The organism is Bradyrhizobium sp. ORS 278, assembly GCF_000026145.1.
Taxonomy (GTDB): Bacteria; Pseudomonadota; Alphaproteobacteria; order Rhizobiales; family Xanthobacteraceae; genus Bradyrhizobium.
On sequence record NC_009445.1, the window covers coordinates 1,103,932 to 1,119,770 of the forward strand.

Genomic DNA, 15,839 nt, shown 5'->3' on the forward strand with positions numbered 1-15,839 from the left:
CCGTGAACGTGATGGACACCCGCGCGACCTCGTCGCTGCTCTATCTCGATGGCGTGCACGTCTCCTTCGACGGTTTCCATGCCATCAACAATCTCTCGCTGACGCTCGAGCCCGGCGAGATGCGCGCCATTATCGGCCCGAACGGCGCCGGCAAGACCACGATGATGGACATCATCACCGGCAAGACCAAGCCCGACGAGGGCACGGTCCTGTTCGACGGCAAGACGGATCTCACCCGGCTGGACGAGACCCGCATCGCCGAGCTCGGCATCGGCCGCAAGTTCCAGAAGCCGACGGTGTTCGAGAGCCAGTCGGTCGAGGACAATCTGCTGCTCGCGCTCAACGTCGATCACAGCGTCAAGGGCACGCTGTTCTGGCGCGGCTCGAAGGGCGAGGCGGAGCAGATCGACAAGGTGCTCGAGACCGTGCGGCTGAAGGATGTCCGGCGCAAGCTCGCCGGCAGCCTGTCGCATGGCCAGAAGCAGTGGCTGGAGATCGGCATGCTGCTGGCCCAGGATCCGAAGCTCTTGCTGGTCGACGAGCCGGTCGCGGGCATGACCGATGTCGAGACGCACCAGACCGCCGAACTGCTCAAGGAGATCAATCGGGATCATACCGTCATGGTCGTCGAGCACGACATGACGTTCGTGCGCGAGCTCGGCGTCAAGGTCACCTGCCTGCACGAAGGCACGGTGCTGGCCGAGGGCACCATCGACCAGGTGTCGTCGAACGATCGTGTGATCGAAGTGTATCTGGGGCGCTAATTCGATGTTGGACGTCAAGGACATCAACCTCTATTACGGCGCCGCCCAGGCGCTGCGCGGCGTCTCGATCGCGGCGGAGCCTGGCAAGGTCACCTGCGTGCTCGGCCGCAATGGCGTCGGCAAGACCTCGCTGCTGCGGGCCCTGGTCGGGCAGTATCCGCTGGCGTCGGGCAGCATCACCTTCGACGGCGCCGATATCACGCATCTCAAGCCTTACGAGCGGGCGCGCAAGGGCATCGGCTTCGTGCCGCAGGGGCGCGAGATCTTCCCGCTGTTGACGGTCGAGGAGAATCTCAAGACCGGCTTCGGCCCTCTCAAGCGCGCCGATCGCAGCATCCCCGACGACGTGTTCTCGCTGTTCCCGGTGCTGCAGTCGATGCTCGGCCGCCGCGGCGGCGACCTCTCCGGCGGCCAGCAGCAGCAGCTCGCGATCGGCCGGGCCATGGTGATGCGGCCGAAGTTGCTGCTGCTGGACGAGCCGACGGAGGGCATCCAGCCGTCGATCATCAAGGACATCGGCCGGGCCATTTCGTATCTGCGCAATCTCGGCAGCATCGCCATCGTCCTGGTCGAGCAGTATCTCGACTTTGCCTGCGAACTCGGCGACAACTTCGCGGTGATGGATCGCGGCGCGGTGAAGTTCACCTGCACGCGCGCCAATCTCGACCAGGCCGAGATCAGCCGCCAGATGGCGCTGTGATCGTCATTGAGTTCTAAGGGCGCGGTCTCGCCGCGTCCGGTCCCAGGGGAGGGGATCGATGCGGGCCGATCCCGCCAGCGCCGCCGCCGATATTTTCGAGGCCAATCGCGCCCGCGGCGCGGTGCGCTTCGACCTGCGGCTGCAGGACGGCGTGACTCGGCGCCATCATCTGCACGAGTCGGGCTCGCTGCGCGTGCGCTTTCCCTCGCCGGAGGATGACGGTCTCTCGGCGATGTTCGTCAACACGGCCGGCGGCATTGCGGGCGGTGACCGTTTCGCCATTGAGGTTGCAGCCGGCGAAGGCAGCCGCGTGACGTTATCCAGCGCTGCCGCCGAGAAGGTCTACCGCGCGCCGGGCACGCCGGCCGAGCTGGCCATTGCGCTGAGGGCCGCCGACAGCGCGCACATCTCCTGGCTGCCCCAGGAGACCATTCTGTTCGATCGCGCCCGCATTCACCGCCGCATGGACATCGATCTTGCTGAAACTGCCTCGCTGCTGCTGTGCGAGATCGTCGTGTTCGGCCGCACCGCGATGGGCGAGCGCATGCGTGAGGGCGAGTTCGTCGACCGCTGGCGGCTGCGGCGTGGCGGCAAGCTCGTATTCGCCGAGACCGTGCGGCTCGACGGCGACATCGGTGACAAGCTGGCACAGCCGGCGATCGCCAATGGCGCGACCGCGATCGGCACCGCGCTGATCGTGCCCGGCGACGGCGCGCTGGTCGAGCGCATCCGAGAGAGCCTGCCGGCCTCCCGTGGGGAGGCCGGGCTGTCCGCCTGGAATGGATTTGCAATGGCGCGTTTCTGTGCCCAAGATGCCGCGAGCCTGCGCGCCGACATGATGGCCGTGCTCGGCTGCGCCTCCGCCGTGCCGCTGCCGCGGCTGTGGCTCAATTAGACGTTTACCAACTGACGATTATCCAGAAGCGATCACCAGAGAAGCCGCATGAACCTGTCTCCCCGCGAAAAGGACAAGCTCCTGATCTCGATGGCCGCCATCGTGGCCCGCCGCAGGCTCGAGCGCGGCGTGAAGCTTAACCATCCCGAGGCGGTCGCCATCATCTCCGACTTCATCCTGGAAGGCGCGCGGGATGGCCGCACCGTGGCCGAACTGATGCAGTCAGGCGCCCAGGTTCTGACCCGCGATCAGGTGATGCCCGGCATCCCCGAGATGATCCACGACATCCAGGTCGAGGCGACGTTCCCGGACGGCACCAAGCTCGTCACGGTGCACGAGCCGATCCGGTGAGGCGAGCCCAACTCTTTCGATCGTCATGCCCGGGCTTGACCCGGGCATCCACGCTCTTCGATCTCAATGGAAAGACGTGGGTGGCCGGGTCAAGCCCGGCCATGACGCAGTGGAAACCTGCGAGGTAACAGATGATCCCCGGCGAACTCTTCATCCAGGACGGCGAGATCGAGCTCAATGCCGGCCGCAAGACGGTGACCATTTCGGTCGCCAACACCGGCGACCGGCCGATCCAGGTCGGCTCGCACTACCATTTCTTCGAGACGAACCCGGCGCTGAAGTTCGATCGCAAGAAGGCCAGGGGCATGCGGCTCGACATCGCCGCCGGCACCGCGGTGCGCTTCGAGCCGGGCCAGACCCGCGACGTGCAGCTGGTGGCGCTCGCCGGCAAGCGCATGGTCTATGGCTTCCGCGGCGACGTCATGGGCAAGCTGTAGACCGATGTTGACCGGGTTGCGCCTCGTCTCCGAAGCGGCCGAGCTGGCGGCACGCCGCCACGCCGGCCAGCAGCGCAAGGGCCGCGACGAGGAGCCCTATGTCAATCATCTCGCCGAGGTGGCAAACATCCTTGCCGCCACGACTGACGGTGCCGACGCCGAGCTGGTCGCGGCCGGCTGGCTTCACGACACGATCGAGGATACCGACACCACGCGGGATGAGCTCGCGCAGCGCTTCGGGGCGCGCGTGGCCGGCCTCGTGGAGGAGGTGACCGACGACATGACGTTGCCGAAGAGCGAACGGCGCGCCGTCCAGGTCATTGCCGCGCCGGCCAAATCCGACGGCGCCAAGCAGATCAAGATCGCCGACAAGATCAGCAACATCCGTGCGCGTGTCTTTTTCGAGCCGGATCTCGAGCAGCAGCTCGAACTGATGGAGTATGTCGGCTGGGCCGAGCAGGTCGTCGCCGGCTGCCGCGGCGTCAACGCGCGGCTGGATGCGCTGTTCGACGAGACCGTTTCGAATGCGAGAGGGACGCTGTGAGCGGCTTGGCGCGTATGTCCTCGGCGGCCGTCTACAGCCTGTGCGCGGCATTGGCAATTGCAGGGCTTACTGCTGCCTCGGCAGCGGACGACCGGCGCTGGCGCGTATTTGAGCATGACGAGGGGGCGCTGCTGTCGCCCAGTCGGAGCGACGAGGCGACGGACGATGTCGGCTCGCCATCATTCCGCTGCAAGGCTAAGTCCGGGACCATGACTGCCACAGGCGAGGCCAGCCAGGAGCTACGTAACGCGGTTGCGGATCTTCTGCGCTCGAACGGATATCCGCACGTCGAGATGGCGCCGGCGAGTCGTTACGGGCAAACCCTCCTGAACGTTTCCTATAGCGAGGCCGGATCGGTCTGGGAGTACAGCTTCGAGTTGGAGGCGGATGCGCCTTCTTTCGAGGCTTTCAAGCGCACCGGACGCCTGACATTCAAGGTCGGCAAGACCACCATCCGCGAAGAGCTCAAGCCTGGTCTCGAGAACGTCGCCAAGTTTCAATCGATTTGCGCACGCCCGAAATGAGCGGTGCGCTATAAAAATTGAGAGCTAGAGGCTGGAGCACGAAATGTCCGTCAAGATCAAGCGTTCCGTCTACGCCGACATGTTCGGCCCGACCACCGGCGACAAGGTGCGGCTCGCCGACACTGATCTCATCATCGAGGTCGAGAAGGACTTCACCGTCTATGGCGAGGAGGTGAAGTTCGGCGGTGGCAAGGTGATCCGCGACGGCATGGGCCAGTCGCAGGCGACCAACAAGCAGGGCGCGGCCGACACGGTCATCACCAACGCCCTGATTGTCGATCACTGGGGTGTCGTGAAGGCCGACGTCGCGATCAAGGACGGCATGATCAGTGCAATCGGCAAGGCCGGCAATCCCGACATCCAGCCGGGCGTGACCATCGTGATCGGCCCGGGCACCGACGTGATTGCGGGCGAGGGCAAGATCCTCACCGCCGGCGGCTTCGACAGCCACATTCACTTCATCTGTCCGCAGCAGATCGAGCACGCGCTGATGAGTGGCGTCACTTCGCTGCTGGGCGGCGGCACCGGCCCGTCGCACGGCACCTTCGCCACCACCTGCACGCCGGGTCCGTGGCACATCGGCCGGATGATGCAATCGTTCGATGCCTTCCCGGTCAATCTCGGCATCTCTGGTAAGGGTAACGCATCGCGTCCCGCGGCACTGGTCGAGATGGTGAAGGCCGGCGCCTGCGCGCTGAAGCTGCATGAGGATTGGGGCACGACACCAGCCGCGATCGACAATTGTCTGTCGGTCGCCGACGATCACGACATCCAGGTCATGCTGCACTCGGATACGCTGAACGAGTCCGGCTTCGTCGAGGACACGATCAAGGCCTTCAAGGGCCGCACCATCCATGCGTTCCATACCGAAGGCGCTGGCGGCGGCCACGCCCCTGACATCATCAAAGTGGCGGGCCTGAAGAACGTGCTGCCGTCGTCGACCAACCCAACGCGGCCGTTCACGCGCAACACCATCGACGAGCATCTCGACATGCTGATGGTGTGCCATCATCTGGACCCGTCCATCGCCGAGGACCTCGCCTTTGCCGAGAGCCGCATCCGCAAGGAGACGATCGCGGCCGAGGACATCCTGCACGATCTCGGCGCGCTGTCGATGATGTCGTCAGACTCGCAGGCGATGGGCCGGCTCGGCGAGGTCATCATCCGGACCTGGCAGACCGCCGACAAGATGAAGAAGCAGCGCGGCGCCTTGCCGCAGGACAAGGGCAAGGACAACGACAATTTCCGCGTCAAGCGCTACATCGCCAAATACACGATCAATCCGGCCATCGCGCATGGCGTGTCGAAGCTGATCGGCTCGGTCGAGAAGGGCAAGCTCGCCGACCTCGTGCTGTGGTCGCCGGCGTTCTTCGGCGTCAAGCCGGACTGCGTCATCAAGGGCGGCACCATCGTCGCCGCCCCGATGGGAGATCCGAACGCCTCGATTCCGACGCCGCAGCCGGTGCATTACCAGCCGATGTTCGGCGCCTTTGGCAAGTCGCTGACGGCGTCCTCGGTGATCTTCACCTCCAAGGCGGCGGTTGCCGGCGGCCTGGCGCGCAAGCTCGGCCTGTCCAAGAAGCTCTATGCGGTGCAGAACACCCGCGGCAGGATCTCGAAGAAGAGCATGATCCACAACGATGCCACGCCGAACATCGAGGTCGATCCCGAGACCTATGAGGTGCGCGCAGACGGCGAATTGCTCACCTGCGAGCCCGCCGAGGTGCTGCCCATGGCGCAGCGCTATTTCATGTTCTAAGCTTCTCCCGGTACACAAAACCAGAAACGTACCGGGAGGACTGCCTCGTGATCTATGTCGTCGCCACCTTGACCATCAAGCCCGAAACGCGTGCCGAATTCATCGCCGCCGCCACCGCCTGCATCGAGGGGACCCGCAGGGAACCCGGCAATATTGCCTATGACCTGCATGAGAGCGTCACCGACCCGAGCAGGATGGTGTTCGTCGAGCAGTGGGAGAACGCCGAGGCGCTGATCCCGCATCGCGCGACCGAGCACATGAAGACGTTCGGACGCGTGGCGGTGAAGTGCATGGCGGCGCCGCCCAGGATCGAGATCATTACGCCCGAGAAGGTCGATGTCCGCTGAGCGGAATTACGAGATGAGGATTTCAGCATGATCCGCGCCACGCGCGTGCTCGGGCAGCATCGTTGGAAAGAGGCCGCTGCCGATTCCGTCCTGCTCGATTTCGATGATCGGCACCGGCGAAGGTTGGCGATGACCGGCACGCGCGGGCTGGAATTCCTGCTCGATCTCGAGCACGCGACCGCGCTTCGGGGCGGCGATGCGCTCGTGCTGGAGGATGGCCGGCTGATCGAGGTGGTCGCCGCTGCTGAGCCGCTGCTCGAGATCCGCGCCGGCGATCCGCATCATTTGGTGCGGCTCGCCTGGCATCTCGGCAACCGGCATCTGCCGACCCAGATCATGGCCAAGAGCCTGCGCATCCGCCGCGACCACGTCATCGAGGCGATGGTGAAGGGTCTTGGCGCGCGCGTCATCGAGATCGAGGCGCCGTTCGATCCGGAAGGCGGCGCCTACGCCGAGCCCAGCCATGCGCATGGCGATCACGATCACGATCATCATGGCCATGATCACCACGGCCACGATCACACCAGTCATGATCACGCGCATCACAGCCACGCGCATCATGATCATGACCACGGCCATGCGCACGACGATCACGTGCATGACGAGCATTGCGGCCACGACCACCATCACGGTCATTCCCATGCTCATGACCACAAATGATGCGGGACGTATCCCGTCCGCTGCCGGCGGTGCGGAGCTGGCCGCGCTGTACCGGCTGCTGACCTGGCTGTCGCCGGCGTTCCCGATCGGCGGCTTCTCCTATTCCAGCGGACTGGAATGGGCCGTCGAAGCCGGCGATATCTGCGACGCGGCGGCTCTGCGCGGCTGGCTCGCGACGATGCTCACCGATGGCTCGGGCTTCTGTGACGCCGCCTTTCTCGTGCACGCGCACCGGGCGACCGAACTGGACGACATCAAGCGCCTGAGCGAGGTCGCCGAGCTCGCCGCGGCCTTCGTGCCGTCGCGCGAGCGGCAGCTCGAAACCGCCGCCCAGGGACGCGCCTTCATCGAGATCGCGCGGTCCGCCTGGAGTTGCGCCGGCCTCGACGAGGCGGTGGCGCAATGCGACGTCGTCGTCTACCCGGTGGCCGTGGGGATGGTCGGCGCGCTTCACGGCGTGCCTCTGGAACCGCTGCTGCATGGCTTTCTGCACGCCCTGGTGTCGAACTGGATTTCCGCGGGCAGCCGGCTCGTTCCATTGGGGCAGACCGACAGCCAGCGCGTGCTCGCCGCGCTCGAGCCGGTCGTCGTTGCGACCGCGGACAGATCTCTCCACGCCTCGCTCGACGACATTGGCAGTGCGACGTTCCGGGCCGACCTCGCCAGCCTTCGTCACGAGACCCAATACACGAGACTGTTTCGGTCTTGACGAAGCAAATCCCGCTCGGCGCAACGGTCGGCGCCGGGCCGTTTCTTGCATCCCGATAATCCGTTAGGACAGCATCGCGCGTGCTGCGACAGAAATGATGGCTCCATGCAGTCGCGTGGACGACAGAAGGGTAAATGATATGGCATCGTCTCACGGTCCCCTCCGCGTCGGGGTCGGCGGACCCGTCGGCTCGGGAAAAACCGCGCTGATGGATCTGCTCTGCAAGTCGATGCGAGAGCGCTACGACATCGCTGCGATCACCAACGACATCTACACGAAATGGGATGCGGAATTTCTCGTCCGCTCCGGCTCGTTGACGCCCGACCGCATCGCGGGCGTCGAAACCGGCGGCTGTCCGCACACGGCGATCCGCGAGGACGCCTCTATGAACCTGGCCGCGGTCTCAGACATGCGCGCCAAGTTTCCCGGGCTGGATCTCGTGCTGATCGAATCCGGCGGCGACAATCTGGCAGCGACCTTCTCCCCGGAGCTAGCCGATATCACGATCTACGTGATCGATGTGGCCGCCGGCGACAAGATCCCGTCCAAAGGCGGACCGGGCATCACCCGCTCCGACCTGCTGGTGATCAACAAGATCGACCTCGCCCCGCATGTCGGCGCCTCTCTGGAGAAGATGGAGACCGATGCGAAGCGGATGCGCGGCGAGCGCCCCTTCGTCATGACCAACATGAAGAAGAGCCAAGGTCTCGACCGGATCATCGGCTTCATCGAGGCCAAGGGTGGCCTCAAGCCCAAAGCCTGAGCGGCTGATCTGACCATGACTCCGCGGCGTTGCTGAGCGGGTCCTGGTTGCAGACGCAAAAAAGCCTCACCGGGCCGGAACAACTTCGGCCCTCGGGTGTTACTCGCACCCGGAGTGCGTCCTGCCAAAGGCGTTCGGGCGGCTGATCGACCGCCGGTATTTCGGGAAATGTTTCCGATGATTTCTCCGATCACTTCCGCTCGCCCGAGGTGCGCGTTACTTGAGTAGCAGGCCGGTTATTGGATGACTCGTCCCCTCCTTCGCCAACCCTTGACCTTAGAGTAAACGAGTGCTCCGGCTGGGTGTCATCATCGGTGTGATTGCGCTACTCGGGACGGCCCTTTCGGGCTTGGCTGCTTACCGCGTCCATGACCAGGAGCTGGCGCTCGACCGCATCGCGCTGGCCCGCGCGATCGACGTCCATGCGAGCCTCGTGCAGGACCGGCTGACCGAGCGCGAGCTGCTGGCCCGGGTCGCCTCCGGCCTGTTCCGGGCACCCTCCGTCATCAAGGCCAACATGCTCGAGCCGTTGCGCTCGTCGATCTACGCTTTCAAGACGGACTTCGTGGTGGCGTCCTGGATCGCCCGGTTGCGTCCTGACGAACTTCCGGTCGCGCAGGCCGAGTTGCATCAGGCGGGCTTTTCCAACCCGACGATACGCAGTTACGACGACACCCCGCTCGGTCCGAACGTCGACCACCCGATCGACGTCCTGATGGACCTCGAGCCGCGCAATGCTGAAACCTCGCGCCTTCCCGGTAGGGCGCTGGACCGCCAGCCCATCGTCGGTCCGATGCTGGCGCGCGCGATGGCGGAGGGCAAGCCGGTCGCCTCCGATCCGACGCCGCTGTTGCGGCCCGATGGCCCGGCCGGGATCGTGCTTGCCGCGCCGGTGGTGCCGCAGGGCGCAACCGCGCCCGCCGGGTTCGTCACGTTTTCCTATGAGATCGGCCCGCTGCTGCTGACCAATGACGATCTCTCGCTCTTCTCGGTCGCATTGAAGGACCCGCGGAACGCGTCCGACGAGCTGGTCGCCAATGATCAGGGCGCGGTGACAACACGGACGCGGGGGCCGGACGATCCAGCGCCTTCGTCGACCCGCACTGTCGCCTTTGGCAATCACGATTGGTCGCTGGTGTACTACGCCAAGAGCAATGCGGCCCGGCGAGCCCAGCAGACCGCGGCGATCGTCGGTGTCATTGGTCTCGCGCTGACCGGCATCATCGGCGGCCTGTTCGGCTATGTCGCATACAACAATCTCCGGCTCAGCCGCGAGATCCAGGTGCGCATCGGCTTCGAGCGGCGCCTCACGGCCGTGATCGACGAGCTGAACCATCGGGTCAAGAACATCCTCGCTGTGATCCAGTCGATCGTGACGCGTACGCTCCGGCATGGCAGCGACATCGATGTGGCTCGCGAGCTATTGATCGGGCGCATCCATGCGATGTCGAACGTGGTCACGCTCCTGAGCGAGAGCCAGTGGCAAGGTGTCCAGCTGCGCGGCCTGTTCGAGGCGCGTGCCATTCCTCATGCCGAGCGGATTGCCGTCAGCGGGCCGGATATCACCGTCAGCGCGCGGGCCGCGCAGAGCCTCTCGCTGCTATTTTTCGAGCTCGCGTCGCACTCCGACGAAGGCCTCTCGCTGGTTGGCAAGCATCCGCACATCACCGCGAAATGGGAGGTGACCGGCGACGAGCCCAACGCGGTGTTCAACTTCCGCTGGGAGGAGCGCAACACGAGCGAGGCGACGCGGCGTCCCGACAGTGATTTCGGCCTGATCCTGCTCGACCGGGTGGCGCCCGAGGCGCTCGGCGGCGCCTCGAAGCGCTTCTTTACCGAAGGCAGCTATGTCTATGAGCTCACCGCGCCGATGGAGACGGTCGTCGACATGACCGAGCGCGATCGGACGGAGCAGTTTTCCGCACCGGTCCGTCCGCCCAAGTGACGGCGTGACTCCTTCTTTGTACTCGTTCTTCCAACGCAAAAGAGGCGGCCGCCGCGAGGAGGCCGCCTCCTTCTCTTTTTACAGAATGCGGTAGTGGCGTCAGCCGCCGCTGCCGCCGATCACAGCCCGCACCGTCTCGTCAGGGCCGAAATCCTCGGCACCTTCGACATAAAGCAGCGCCGCGAGTTTGGAGCGCGCGCGGTTAACACGGCTCTTGATCGTGCCCACGGCGCAGCCGCAGATCGCCGCCGCATCTTCATAGGAGAAGCCAGACGCGCCGACCAGAATCAGCGCTTCGCGCTGGTCCTGAGGAAGCTTCTCGAGAGCCGCACGGAACTCTTCGAACTCCAGATGCGCCCCCTGGGAGGGATGCGTCTTGAGCGTCTTGGCGTAGTTGCCCTCGGCGTCCTCGACTTCGCGCCGTCGTTTGCGGTAATCGGAGCGGAACAGATTTCTCAAAATCGTAAACAACCACGCGGGCAGATTCGAGCCCGGCTGAAACGAATCGATGTTGGCAAGCGCCCGCAGCAGAGTTTCCTGCACGAGGTCGTCGGCGCGATCGCTGTTACCACTCAAGGAAATCGCGAATGCGCGGAGGCTTGGGACGGCCGCAAGGATATCGTCCCGCAAGGAATCAGTGAGAGGCATTCACTCCCTCCCGTCGTTTTGGTCGTTGGATCCCCCGCCGTTCTCCACGTGGGACTGTGCTGCCGGTGCGTCAAGTTTGCGCACCAATTCTGCAAACCGGTCAGGCACTCCCTGACGCACGACATCGTCGTACATCGCGCGAAGTTGATGACCGATCCTCGACTGGATCTCCGCGTTGAGTCCGCCGGGCTTGCGCGGTGCCGCATTCTTGCTGGCTTGAGACTTTACATCTTTCATGACCTTTTCCACGTTTCCCCGAGAGTTAAGTCCCTGAAGCTTCAAGAATTATCCTCGCCATCGAGGGGGTCTGATCGGGAACTAATGCAACCGCGCCACAAAAGTTCCACGCGTTGGGGAACTTTTCTTCGTTTCAGGCGTAATCAGCTCATCATGGAACCCGGGCGGGAAGCCCAGAATACCGAATGGAGTGGGGATGAGCCGATCACAGCTAGTTGCTGAACATTTGCCGCTGTTGCGCCGGTATGCGCGTGCGCTCACCGGCAGCCAGGGTTCCGGAGATGCCTATGTCGGCGCGATGCTGGAAGCGCTGATCCAGGATCCGGCGCTGTTGGACGAGCGCTACGGCCCGCGCGCCGGGCTGTTCCGGCTGTTTACCCAGATCTGGAACTCGGTCGCGCTGAACGACGACGCGGAGGTGGCCACGCTGCCGATGCCGCCCGAGCGCCGCCTGTCGAATATCACGCCGCTCCCGCGCCAGGCGTTCTTGCTGCTGTCCCTCGAAGGTTTTCCGGAGGAGGAAGTTTCCTTCATCCTCGACATCGACGTTGCAGAGACGCGCCGGCTCGCGGATGCGGCCGGCCGCGAACTCGCCGCCGAAATCGCGACGGATGTGCTGATCATCGAGGACGAGACGTTCATCGCAATGGACCTCGAGAGCCTCGTGAAGAATCTCGGACACAACGTGATCGGCGTTGCGCGTACCCACGCCGACGCGGTTGCGCTCGCCAAGAACAAGAAGCCCGGCCTGATCCTGGCAGACATTCAGCTTGCTGACGGCTCCTCGGGTCTCGACGCGGTAAACGAGCTGCTGCGGACGTTCGAGGTGCCCGTCGTGTTCATCACGGCCTATCCGGAGCGTTTCCTCACCGGCGAGCGGCCGGAGCCGGCGTTCCTGATCTCCAAGCCGTTCCAGCCGGCGATGGTTTCCGCCGTGGCGAGTCAGGCGCTGTTCTTCCAGCGCAACTCGCGCAACCGGATGCCCAAGCCGGCTGCCTGAGCGGAATCGGATTTTTGGTTGTGAGATTTGTCTTCGGCGCGCTCCTCGGAGTGCGCCGTTTTGTTTTCCCGGCCTCCTGCGAGGAGAGCGGGTTCAACAGCCGCGGCAGATGCCGTTCAGTTTTGCGCGTAGTGCACTTGGATCGGGTGCGATATCCATGTTGATGGCCGATGCCGGTCTCGGCGCGAACACCAGCGGGACGCTCAAAGTCAGATGATCGTCGCTCATATCTGGTGGGGGAGCCGGGAACGGCTGAGCCCGCTCGATCATCGTCAGCGCCTCCTTGTCTAGCGCCCGGTCACCGGTGCTTTCCAGCAGAGCCGCGGAGATCAGCTGACCTGAGCGGTCGATGTGGAAGATGACCCTTGCGGTCCCGCCGGTGCCGCTCGACTCCAGCGGATAATGTCGATGCGCCTTGAGCTGGACAGCCAGGCTCTTGATCCAACTGTCCTTGGGACTCTCGGCGAGAGCGGACCCGGCTAGGATGCAGCCTGCCAGAATTCCCGCTGATCGTAGGACGTTCACTTCGCCGCTCCCCACTCCGCCCCAGGCGTGCGGAACAAGGATATCACGGCAGGGGAACCGTTTGGAGCCGAACTGTCGGGTGGCAGGGAGCACAAAAGATGCGGGGCACCGCCGGCATCACCACGGCGGTGCCCCGCGTCGCCGGTCAATGGGGCAGGGGGAATAACCGGCTGCCTTGATGACGCTCGACGCGAAAAGTCGTTCCCGTCCACCTCGACTTTTTTCACCGACGCCACATGTGTTGACACACGGTTAAGTGATTTGCCCGTCCGAGAACCCCTTTCCGGCGACTTACGTTGACATGCGGTCGCCCGCTGGCGAGGGAGCAGTGATATGTCGCAGACTGGAAAGGTCGTAGTTTTGGGCACGCTCGCGGCATCCGCCATGCTGGTGGGTGCTATGCAATTCGCCTCCGGCCACGACCTTGCGTCGAATTTTCCAGCGGCACTCTCCGCCAGCGGCCAGTCCGGCGGTGCCTCGACCGATCAGGCGGTAGTCACATCGGATCACGTGAACCGGGCGGCGAAGTCCGATCGCGGGAGCGTCGTGGTGGATGGTGTCCCGACCCAGACCGTCTCGATCAAACTCGCCGCCTTTGCCGATACCACGTTCCTGCTGCGGCTGCCGCTGACGAGCCCGGCAGCCGCGTCGGGACGCGGGGTGCCGCAGGGCTCCCAGATCATCAGCACGCAAAACGAGCGCTCGATGGCCAAGCATCCGGTGGCCTGCGAGCCGTCCGTCTCGGTTCTGACCGAGATCGCGAAGCGGCTGCAACCGGGGCGATGCGTGACCTGACAGCGGACGCGTTGCCCGCGCTATTCCGCCGGCTCTGCTTCCTCTGACATCTGCTGACGGGCGAGCAGCCCCAGAGCCAGCCCGCCGACCGCGAGAATGGGGATGAGACGTTTCACCCCGACCATCCGCACCACTTGCAATCCGCTGGCCAATAGCATCGGATCGGCAAGCAGCGACTGCGCCGCAGATCGTGCCGTCTCCGTGGCCCGCGGCGCATGCTTTGCGACCGAGCGCTTGCGGATCATGTAGCTGATCGCCGCAATCAGCGTCACCAGGAAGAAGATCGCCGCCCCGGTCAGGCACGCTGCAACCGGGCCGTAGTGCTGCAACACCGCGACAAACGCGGCGGCGCACAGGAAGCAGGTCGTCACGAACAACCCGATCGCCGCCGCCAGCGCAAGCGACGTCAGCCGGACCGTGTGACCCGTCGATTCCTTGACGTCCGCGATGATCCGCTGAAACATCTCTCTTCTCCGGCTCGTCGACTTACCCGAAATTCAAATCGGCGCCGAAAGCGGCGCCGACACGTCATCATGCTTGAAGCGATCGAGACCGCGCTCAGCGCTTCCAGGACACGCCGAGCAGGAATCCCAGGCCGAGCGCGAGACCGACCGTCGCCAACGGGCGCTGCGAAATCACGTCTTCGAGCCGTTCCTCCAGCGAGCTTGCAGCGTCCTGGGCCGCGCCGAGCATGGCACTGCCGCGCTCGGACATGTCGTCAAAAGTCTGGTCGACATTCTCGCGGGCCTGGCGGTAACCGCTGCGCGCCTGCTTGCCGGCCTGACCGGCAAAGGCATTGAGGACGTCGGTGATCTGGTCGGTGAGAGCTGCGATATCGTTCTTCACGGCGTGGACATCCTTCTGCAGGCGTTCATAGTTGGCGCTGTCGGTGAGATCCTTCAGGGCGGTCTCACCATCGGTGGGTGGCATCGAGGGCTCCCGGAGCAAGGTGATGTGCGTCTCCTGCAAAACGCGTCGTGGAGGCCGAAGTTCCTTGGGTGAAACCGAATTAGTCCGCCGGCAGTTGCGGCGAAGTGTCCGGTAGCAGGTGCTCCTTCACGATCAGGCCGACGATCAGCAGCGGCGAGGCAAGGAAGGCGCCCATCGGTCCCCACAGCCATGTCCAGAAGGCGAGCGCGATGAACACGGCCAGCGCATTGAGCGCGAGTCTCCTGCCGATGATGGTCGGCGTCACGAAGTGACCCTCCATGAAGGTAATCACGGCGAATATGAGCGGCGCAGCCATGCCGCCGCTCAGGGTCGGGAATGCAATCAGGCCGACGAGCACCAGCACCATGAACATCGCGATGGGGCCGATGATCGGAACAAAGTTCAGCGTCGCCGCCAACGCGCCGAGGCCGGCGGGATTTGGCATGCCGGTGACCGCGCAGGCCAGTCCCGTCGCGACACCTACGCCGGTGTTGATCAGTGTGACGGTCATCAGGTAGTTGCCGAGATGCAGCTCGAGCTCGTTGAGAATACGCAGCGTCCGCAGCCGCGCCTCGTGATCGCCGAACGTCATGATCAGCGTCCGCCGCAGATCGCGCCAGCTGGCGATGAACAGGACCAGCGTGGCGAAGAACAGCATGAATTCGGTGAAGGTCGGGGTGAGAAACTCGATCGTCGGTTGCACCCAGTCGAGCTTCGGAAGCTCGAGGGTGTTGGAAGCCTGAGCGCTGCCGCCGCCGATCGCCGTCTGCATCTCGTGCCAGAGCGCGAGCGGCTTGTCGAACACGTGCAGCTTGGCCTTGAGCTGCGCCGCGAGCTCCGGGAGCCGGTTGGTCCAGTCGAGCACCGGGGCCGAGATCAATCCGATGATGAAGGCGAGCCCGGCCGCAACGGCGATCACGATCAACACTGCCCCGATGCCGCGAGGCACGCGATAACGCTCCAGCAGATTGGCGGCTGGGGACAGCATGGTGCCGACGACGAAAGCCATGACGATCGGAAGAAAGAAGCCTCTGGCGACGTAGAGCACGCTCGTCACGCAGATCACGGTGAGAATGACGAGCGCGATCGCGACGACCTCGGCCCGCTTGATGACCGGGGGGAGCTCCTGGTGGCTCTCATTCAGGGCCGAGCCGTCGTTGCCGCTCCCGAGCAGTCGCTCGGTGGGAAGTACACGCACCATCGATTTCCCCCGACGGAGTTCTTTCCGCGCGGCTGACGATCGACAACCAGGCAAGCTGCTTCGGGTTCCGTCGCGCGAACGTGAGGTTGGTCGCGCTTGACTTGT

At 64.4% G+C, this 15,839-nt stretch carries 21 protein-coding genes; 15 read left to right on the forward strand and 6 right to left on the reverse strand.

What is annotated here, in order from left to right:
* Nucleotides 1-2: 2 nt before the first annotated feature.
* From urtD to BRADO_RS04890, 13 genes are all read left to right on the forward strand, one after another.
* Nucleotides 3-764 (forward strand): urea ABC transporter ATP-binding protein UrtD, encoded by a 762-nt coding sequence (gene urtD, locus BRADO_RS04830; protein WP_011924197.1) that lies wholly within the window; start codon nucleotides 3-5, stop codon nucleotides 762-764.
* Nucleotides 765-768: 4 nt separating this feature from the next.
* Entirely contained in the window at nucleotides 769-1,464 is a 696-nt protein-coding gene (gene urtE, locus BRADO_RS04835) for an urea ABC transporter ATP-binding subunit UrtE (protein ID WP_011924198.1), read from the forward strand.
* A gap of 58 nt (nucleotides 1,465-1,522) precedes the next feature.
* Complete coding sequence (locus tag BRADO_RS04840; protein WP_011924199.1) at nucleotides 1,523-2,359, forward strand: urease accessory protein UreD; 837 nt, start codon at nucleotides 1,523-1,525, stop codon at nucleotides 2,357-2,359.
* Nucleotides 2,360-2,407: 48 nt separating this feature from the next.
* A complete protein-coding gene (locus tag BRADO_RS04845; RefSeq protein ID WP_006612146.1) occupies nucleotides 2,408-2,710 on the forward strand; it encodes an urease subunit gamma in 303 nt (100 codons plus the stop codon).
* A 131-nt stretch (nucleotides 2,711-2,841) separates the two neighbouring features.
* Nucleotides 2,842-3,147, forward strand: a complete 306-nt coding sequence (locus BRADO_RS04850) for an urease subunit beta (protein ID WP_011924201.1) — start codon at nucleotides 2,842-2,844, stop codon at nucleotides 3,145-3,147.
* Nucleotides 3,148-3,151: 4 nt separating this feature from the next.
* Nucleotides 3,152-3,691: an HD domain-containing protein gene (locus tag BRADO_RS04855; RefSeq protein WP_041756107.1), complete on the forward strand. Its 540-nt coding sequence runs from the start codon at nucleotides 3,152-3,154 to the stop codon at nucleotides 3,689-3,691.
* Nucleotides 3,688-4,215, forward strand: a complete 528-nt coding sequence (locus BRADO_RS04860) for a hypothetical protein (protein WP_011924203.1) — start codon at nucleotides 3,688-3,690, stop codon at nucleotides 4,213-4,215. The genes BRADO_RS04855 and BRADO_RS04860 overlap by 4 nt, the downstream gene beginning before the upstream one ends.
* A gap of 43 nt (nucleotides 4,216-4,258) precedes the next feature.
* Complete coding sequence (gene ureC, locus BRADO_RS04865; RefSeq protein ID WP_011924204.1) at nucleotides 4,259-5,974, forward strand: urease subunit alpha; 1,716 nt, start codon at nucleotides 4,259-4,261, stop codon at nucleotides 5,972-5,974.
* 47 nt (nucleotides 5,975-6,021) lie between these two features.
* On the forward strand, nucleotides 6,022-6,321 hold the full coding sequence (locus BRADO_RS04870; RefSeq protein ID WP_011924205.1) for a putative quinol monooxygenase: 300 nt from the start codon (nucleotides 6,022-6,024) through the stop codon (nucleotides 6,319-6,321).
* Between the two features lie 27 nt (nucleotides 6,322-6,348).
* Nucleotides 6,349-6,981 carry an urease accessory protein UreE gene (locus BRADO_RS33715; protein ID WP_011924206.1) on the forward strand — a complete coding sequence of 211 codons (633 nt, stop codon included), beginning with the start codon at nucleotides 6,349-6,351 and terminating at the stop codon, nucleotides 6,979-6,981.
* Nucleotides 6,968-7,690, forward strand: coding sequence for an urease accessory protein UreF (locus tag BRADO_RS04880; RefSeq protein ID WP_011924207.1), 723 nt, complete (start codon nucleotides 6,968-6,970; stop codon nucleotides 7,688-7,690). The genes BRADO_RS33715 and BRADO_RS04880 overlap by 14 nt, the downstream gene beginning before the upstream one ends.
* Nucleotides 7,691-7,829: 139 nt before the next feature.
* Nucleotides 7,830-8,453 (forward strand): urease accessory protein UreG, encoded by a 624-nt coding sequence (gene ureG, locus BRADO_RS04885; RefSeq protein WP_011924208.1) that lies wholly within the window; start codon nucleotides 7,830-7,832, stop codon nucleotides 8,451-8,453.
* 289 nt (nucleotides 8,454-8,742) lie between these two features.
* The gene (locus tag BRADO_RS04890) at nucleotides 8,743-10,398 is read left to right on the forward strand and encodes an HWE histidine kinase domain-containing protein (RefSeq protein WP_011924209.1); all 1,656 of its coding nucleotides are present in this window, start codon (nucleotides 8,743-8,745) and stop codon (nucleotides 10,396-10,398) included.
* Between the two features lie 99 nt (nucleotides 10,399-10,497).
* Here the strand turns inward: BRADO_RS04890 and BRADO_RS04895 are convergent, their stop codons facing one another.
* Both BRADO_RS04895 and BRADO_RS04900 read right to left on the reverse strand, forming a co-directional pair.
* Entirely contained in the window at nucleotides 10,498-11,046 is a 549-nt protein-coding gene (locus BRADO_RS04895) for a sigma-70 family RNA polymerase sigma factor (protein WP_006612137.1), read from the reverse strand.
* Complete coding sequence (locus tag BRADO_RS04900) at nucleotides 11,047-11,283, reverse strand: NepR family anti-sigma factor (RefSeq protein ID WP_008960445.1); 237 nt, start codon at nucleotides 11,281-11,283, stop codon at nucleotides 11,047-11,049.
* Nucleotides 11,284-11,479: 196 nt separating this feature from the next.
* Between BRADO_RS04900 and BRADO_RS04905 the strand changes: the two genes are divergently transcribed.
* A complete protein-coding gene (locus BRADO_RS04905; RefSeq protein WP_009027349.1) occupies nucleotides 11,480-12,283 on the forward strand; it encodes a response regulator in 804 nt (267 codons plus the stop codon).
* A gap of 93 nt (nucleotides 12,284-12,376) precedes the next feature.
* Here BRADO_RS04905 and BRADO_RS04910 read toward each other — a convergent pair whose 3' ends face one another.
* On the reverse strand, nucleotides 12,377-12,808 hold the full coding sequence (locus tag BRADO_RS04910) for an energy transducer TonB (protein WP_011924211.1): 432 nt from the start codon (nucleotides 12,806-12,808) through the stop codon (nucleotides 12,377-12,379).
* Nucleotides 12,809-13,141: 333 nt separating this feature from the next.
* Between BRADO_RS04910 and BRADO_RS04915 the strand changes: the two genes are divergently transcribed.
* The gene (locus BRADO_RS04915) at nucleotides 13,142-13,603 is read left to right on the forward strand and encodes a hypothetical protein (RefSeq protein ID WP_011924212.1); all 462 of its coding nucleotides are present in this window, start codon (nucleotides 13,142-13,144) and stop codon (nucleotides 13,601-13,603) included.
* 20 nt (nucleotides 13,604-13,623) lie between these two features.
* Here BRADO_RS04915 and BRADO_RS04920 read toward each other — a convergent pair whose 3' ends face one another.
* From BRADO_RS04920 to BRADO_RS04930, 3 genes are all read right to left on the reverse strand, one after another.
* Nucleotides 13,624-14,067, reverse strand: coding sequence for a hypothetical protein (locus tag BRADO_RS04920; RefSeq protein ID WP_011924213.1), 444 nt, complete (start codon nucleotides 14,065-14,067; stop codon nucleotides 13,624-13,626).
* 94 nt (nucleotides 14,068-14,161) lie between these two features.
* Complete coding sequence (locus BRADO_RS04925) at nucleotides 14,162-14,533, reverse strand: DUF883 family protein (RefSeq protein WP_041757312.1); 372 nt, start codon at nucleotides 14,531-14,533, stop codon at nucleotides 14,162-14,164.
* Nucleotides 14,534-14,612: 79 nt separating this feature from the next.
* Nucleotides 14,613-15,731: an AI-2E family transporter gene (locus tag BRADO_RS04930; RefSeq protein ID WP_011924215.1), complete on the reverse strand. Its 1,119-nt coding sequence runs from the start codon at nucleotides 15,729-15,731 to the stop codon at nucleotides 14,613-14,615.
* Nucleotides 15,732-15,839: the final 108 nt, after the last annotated feature.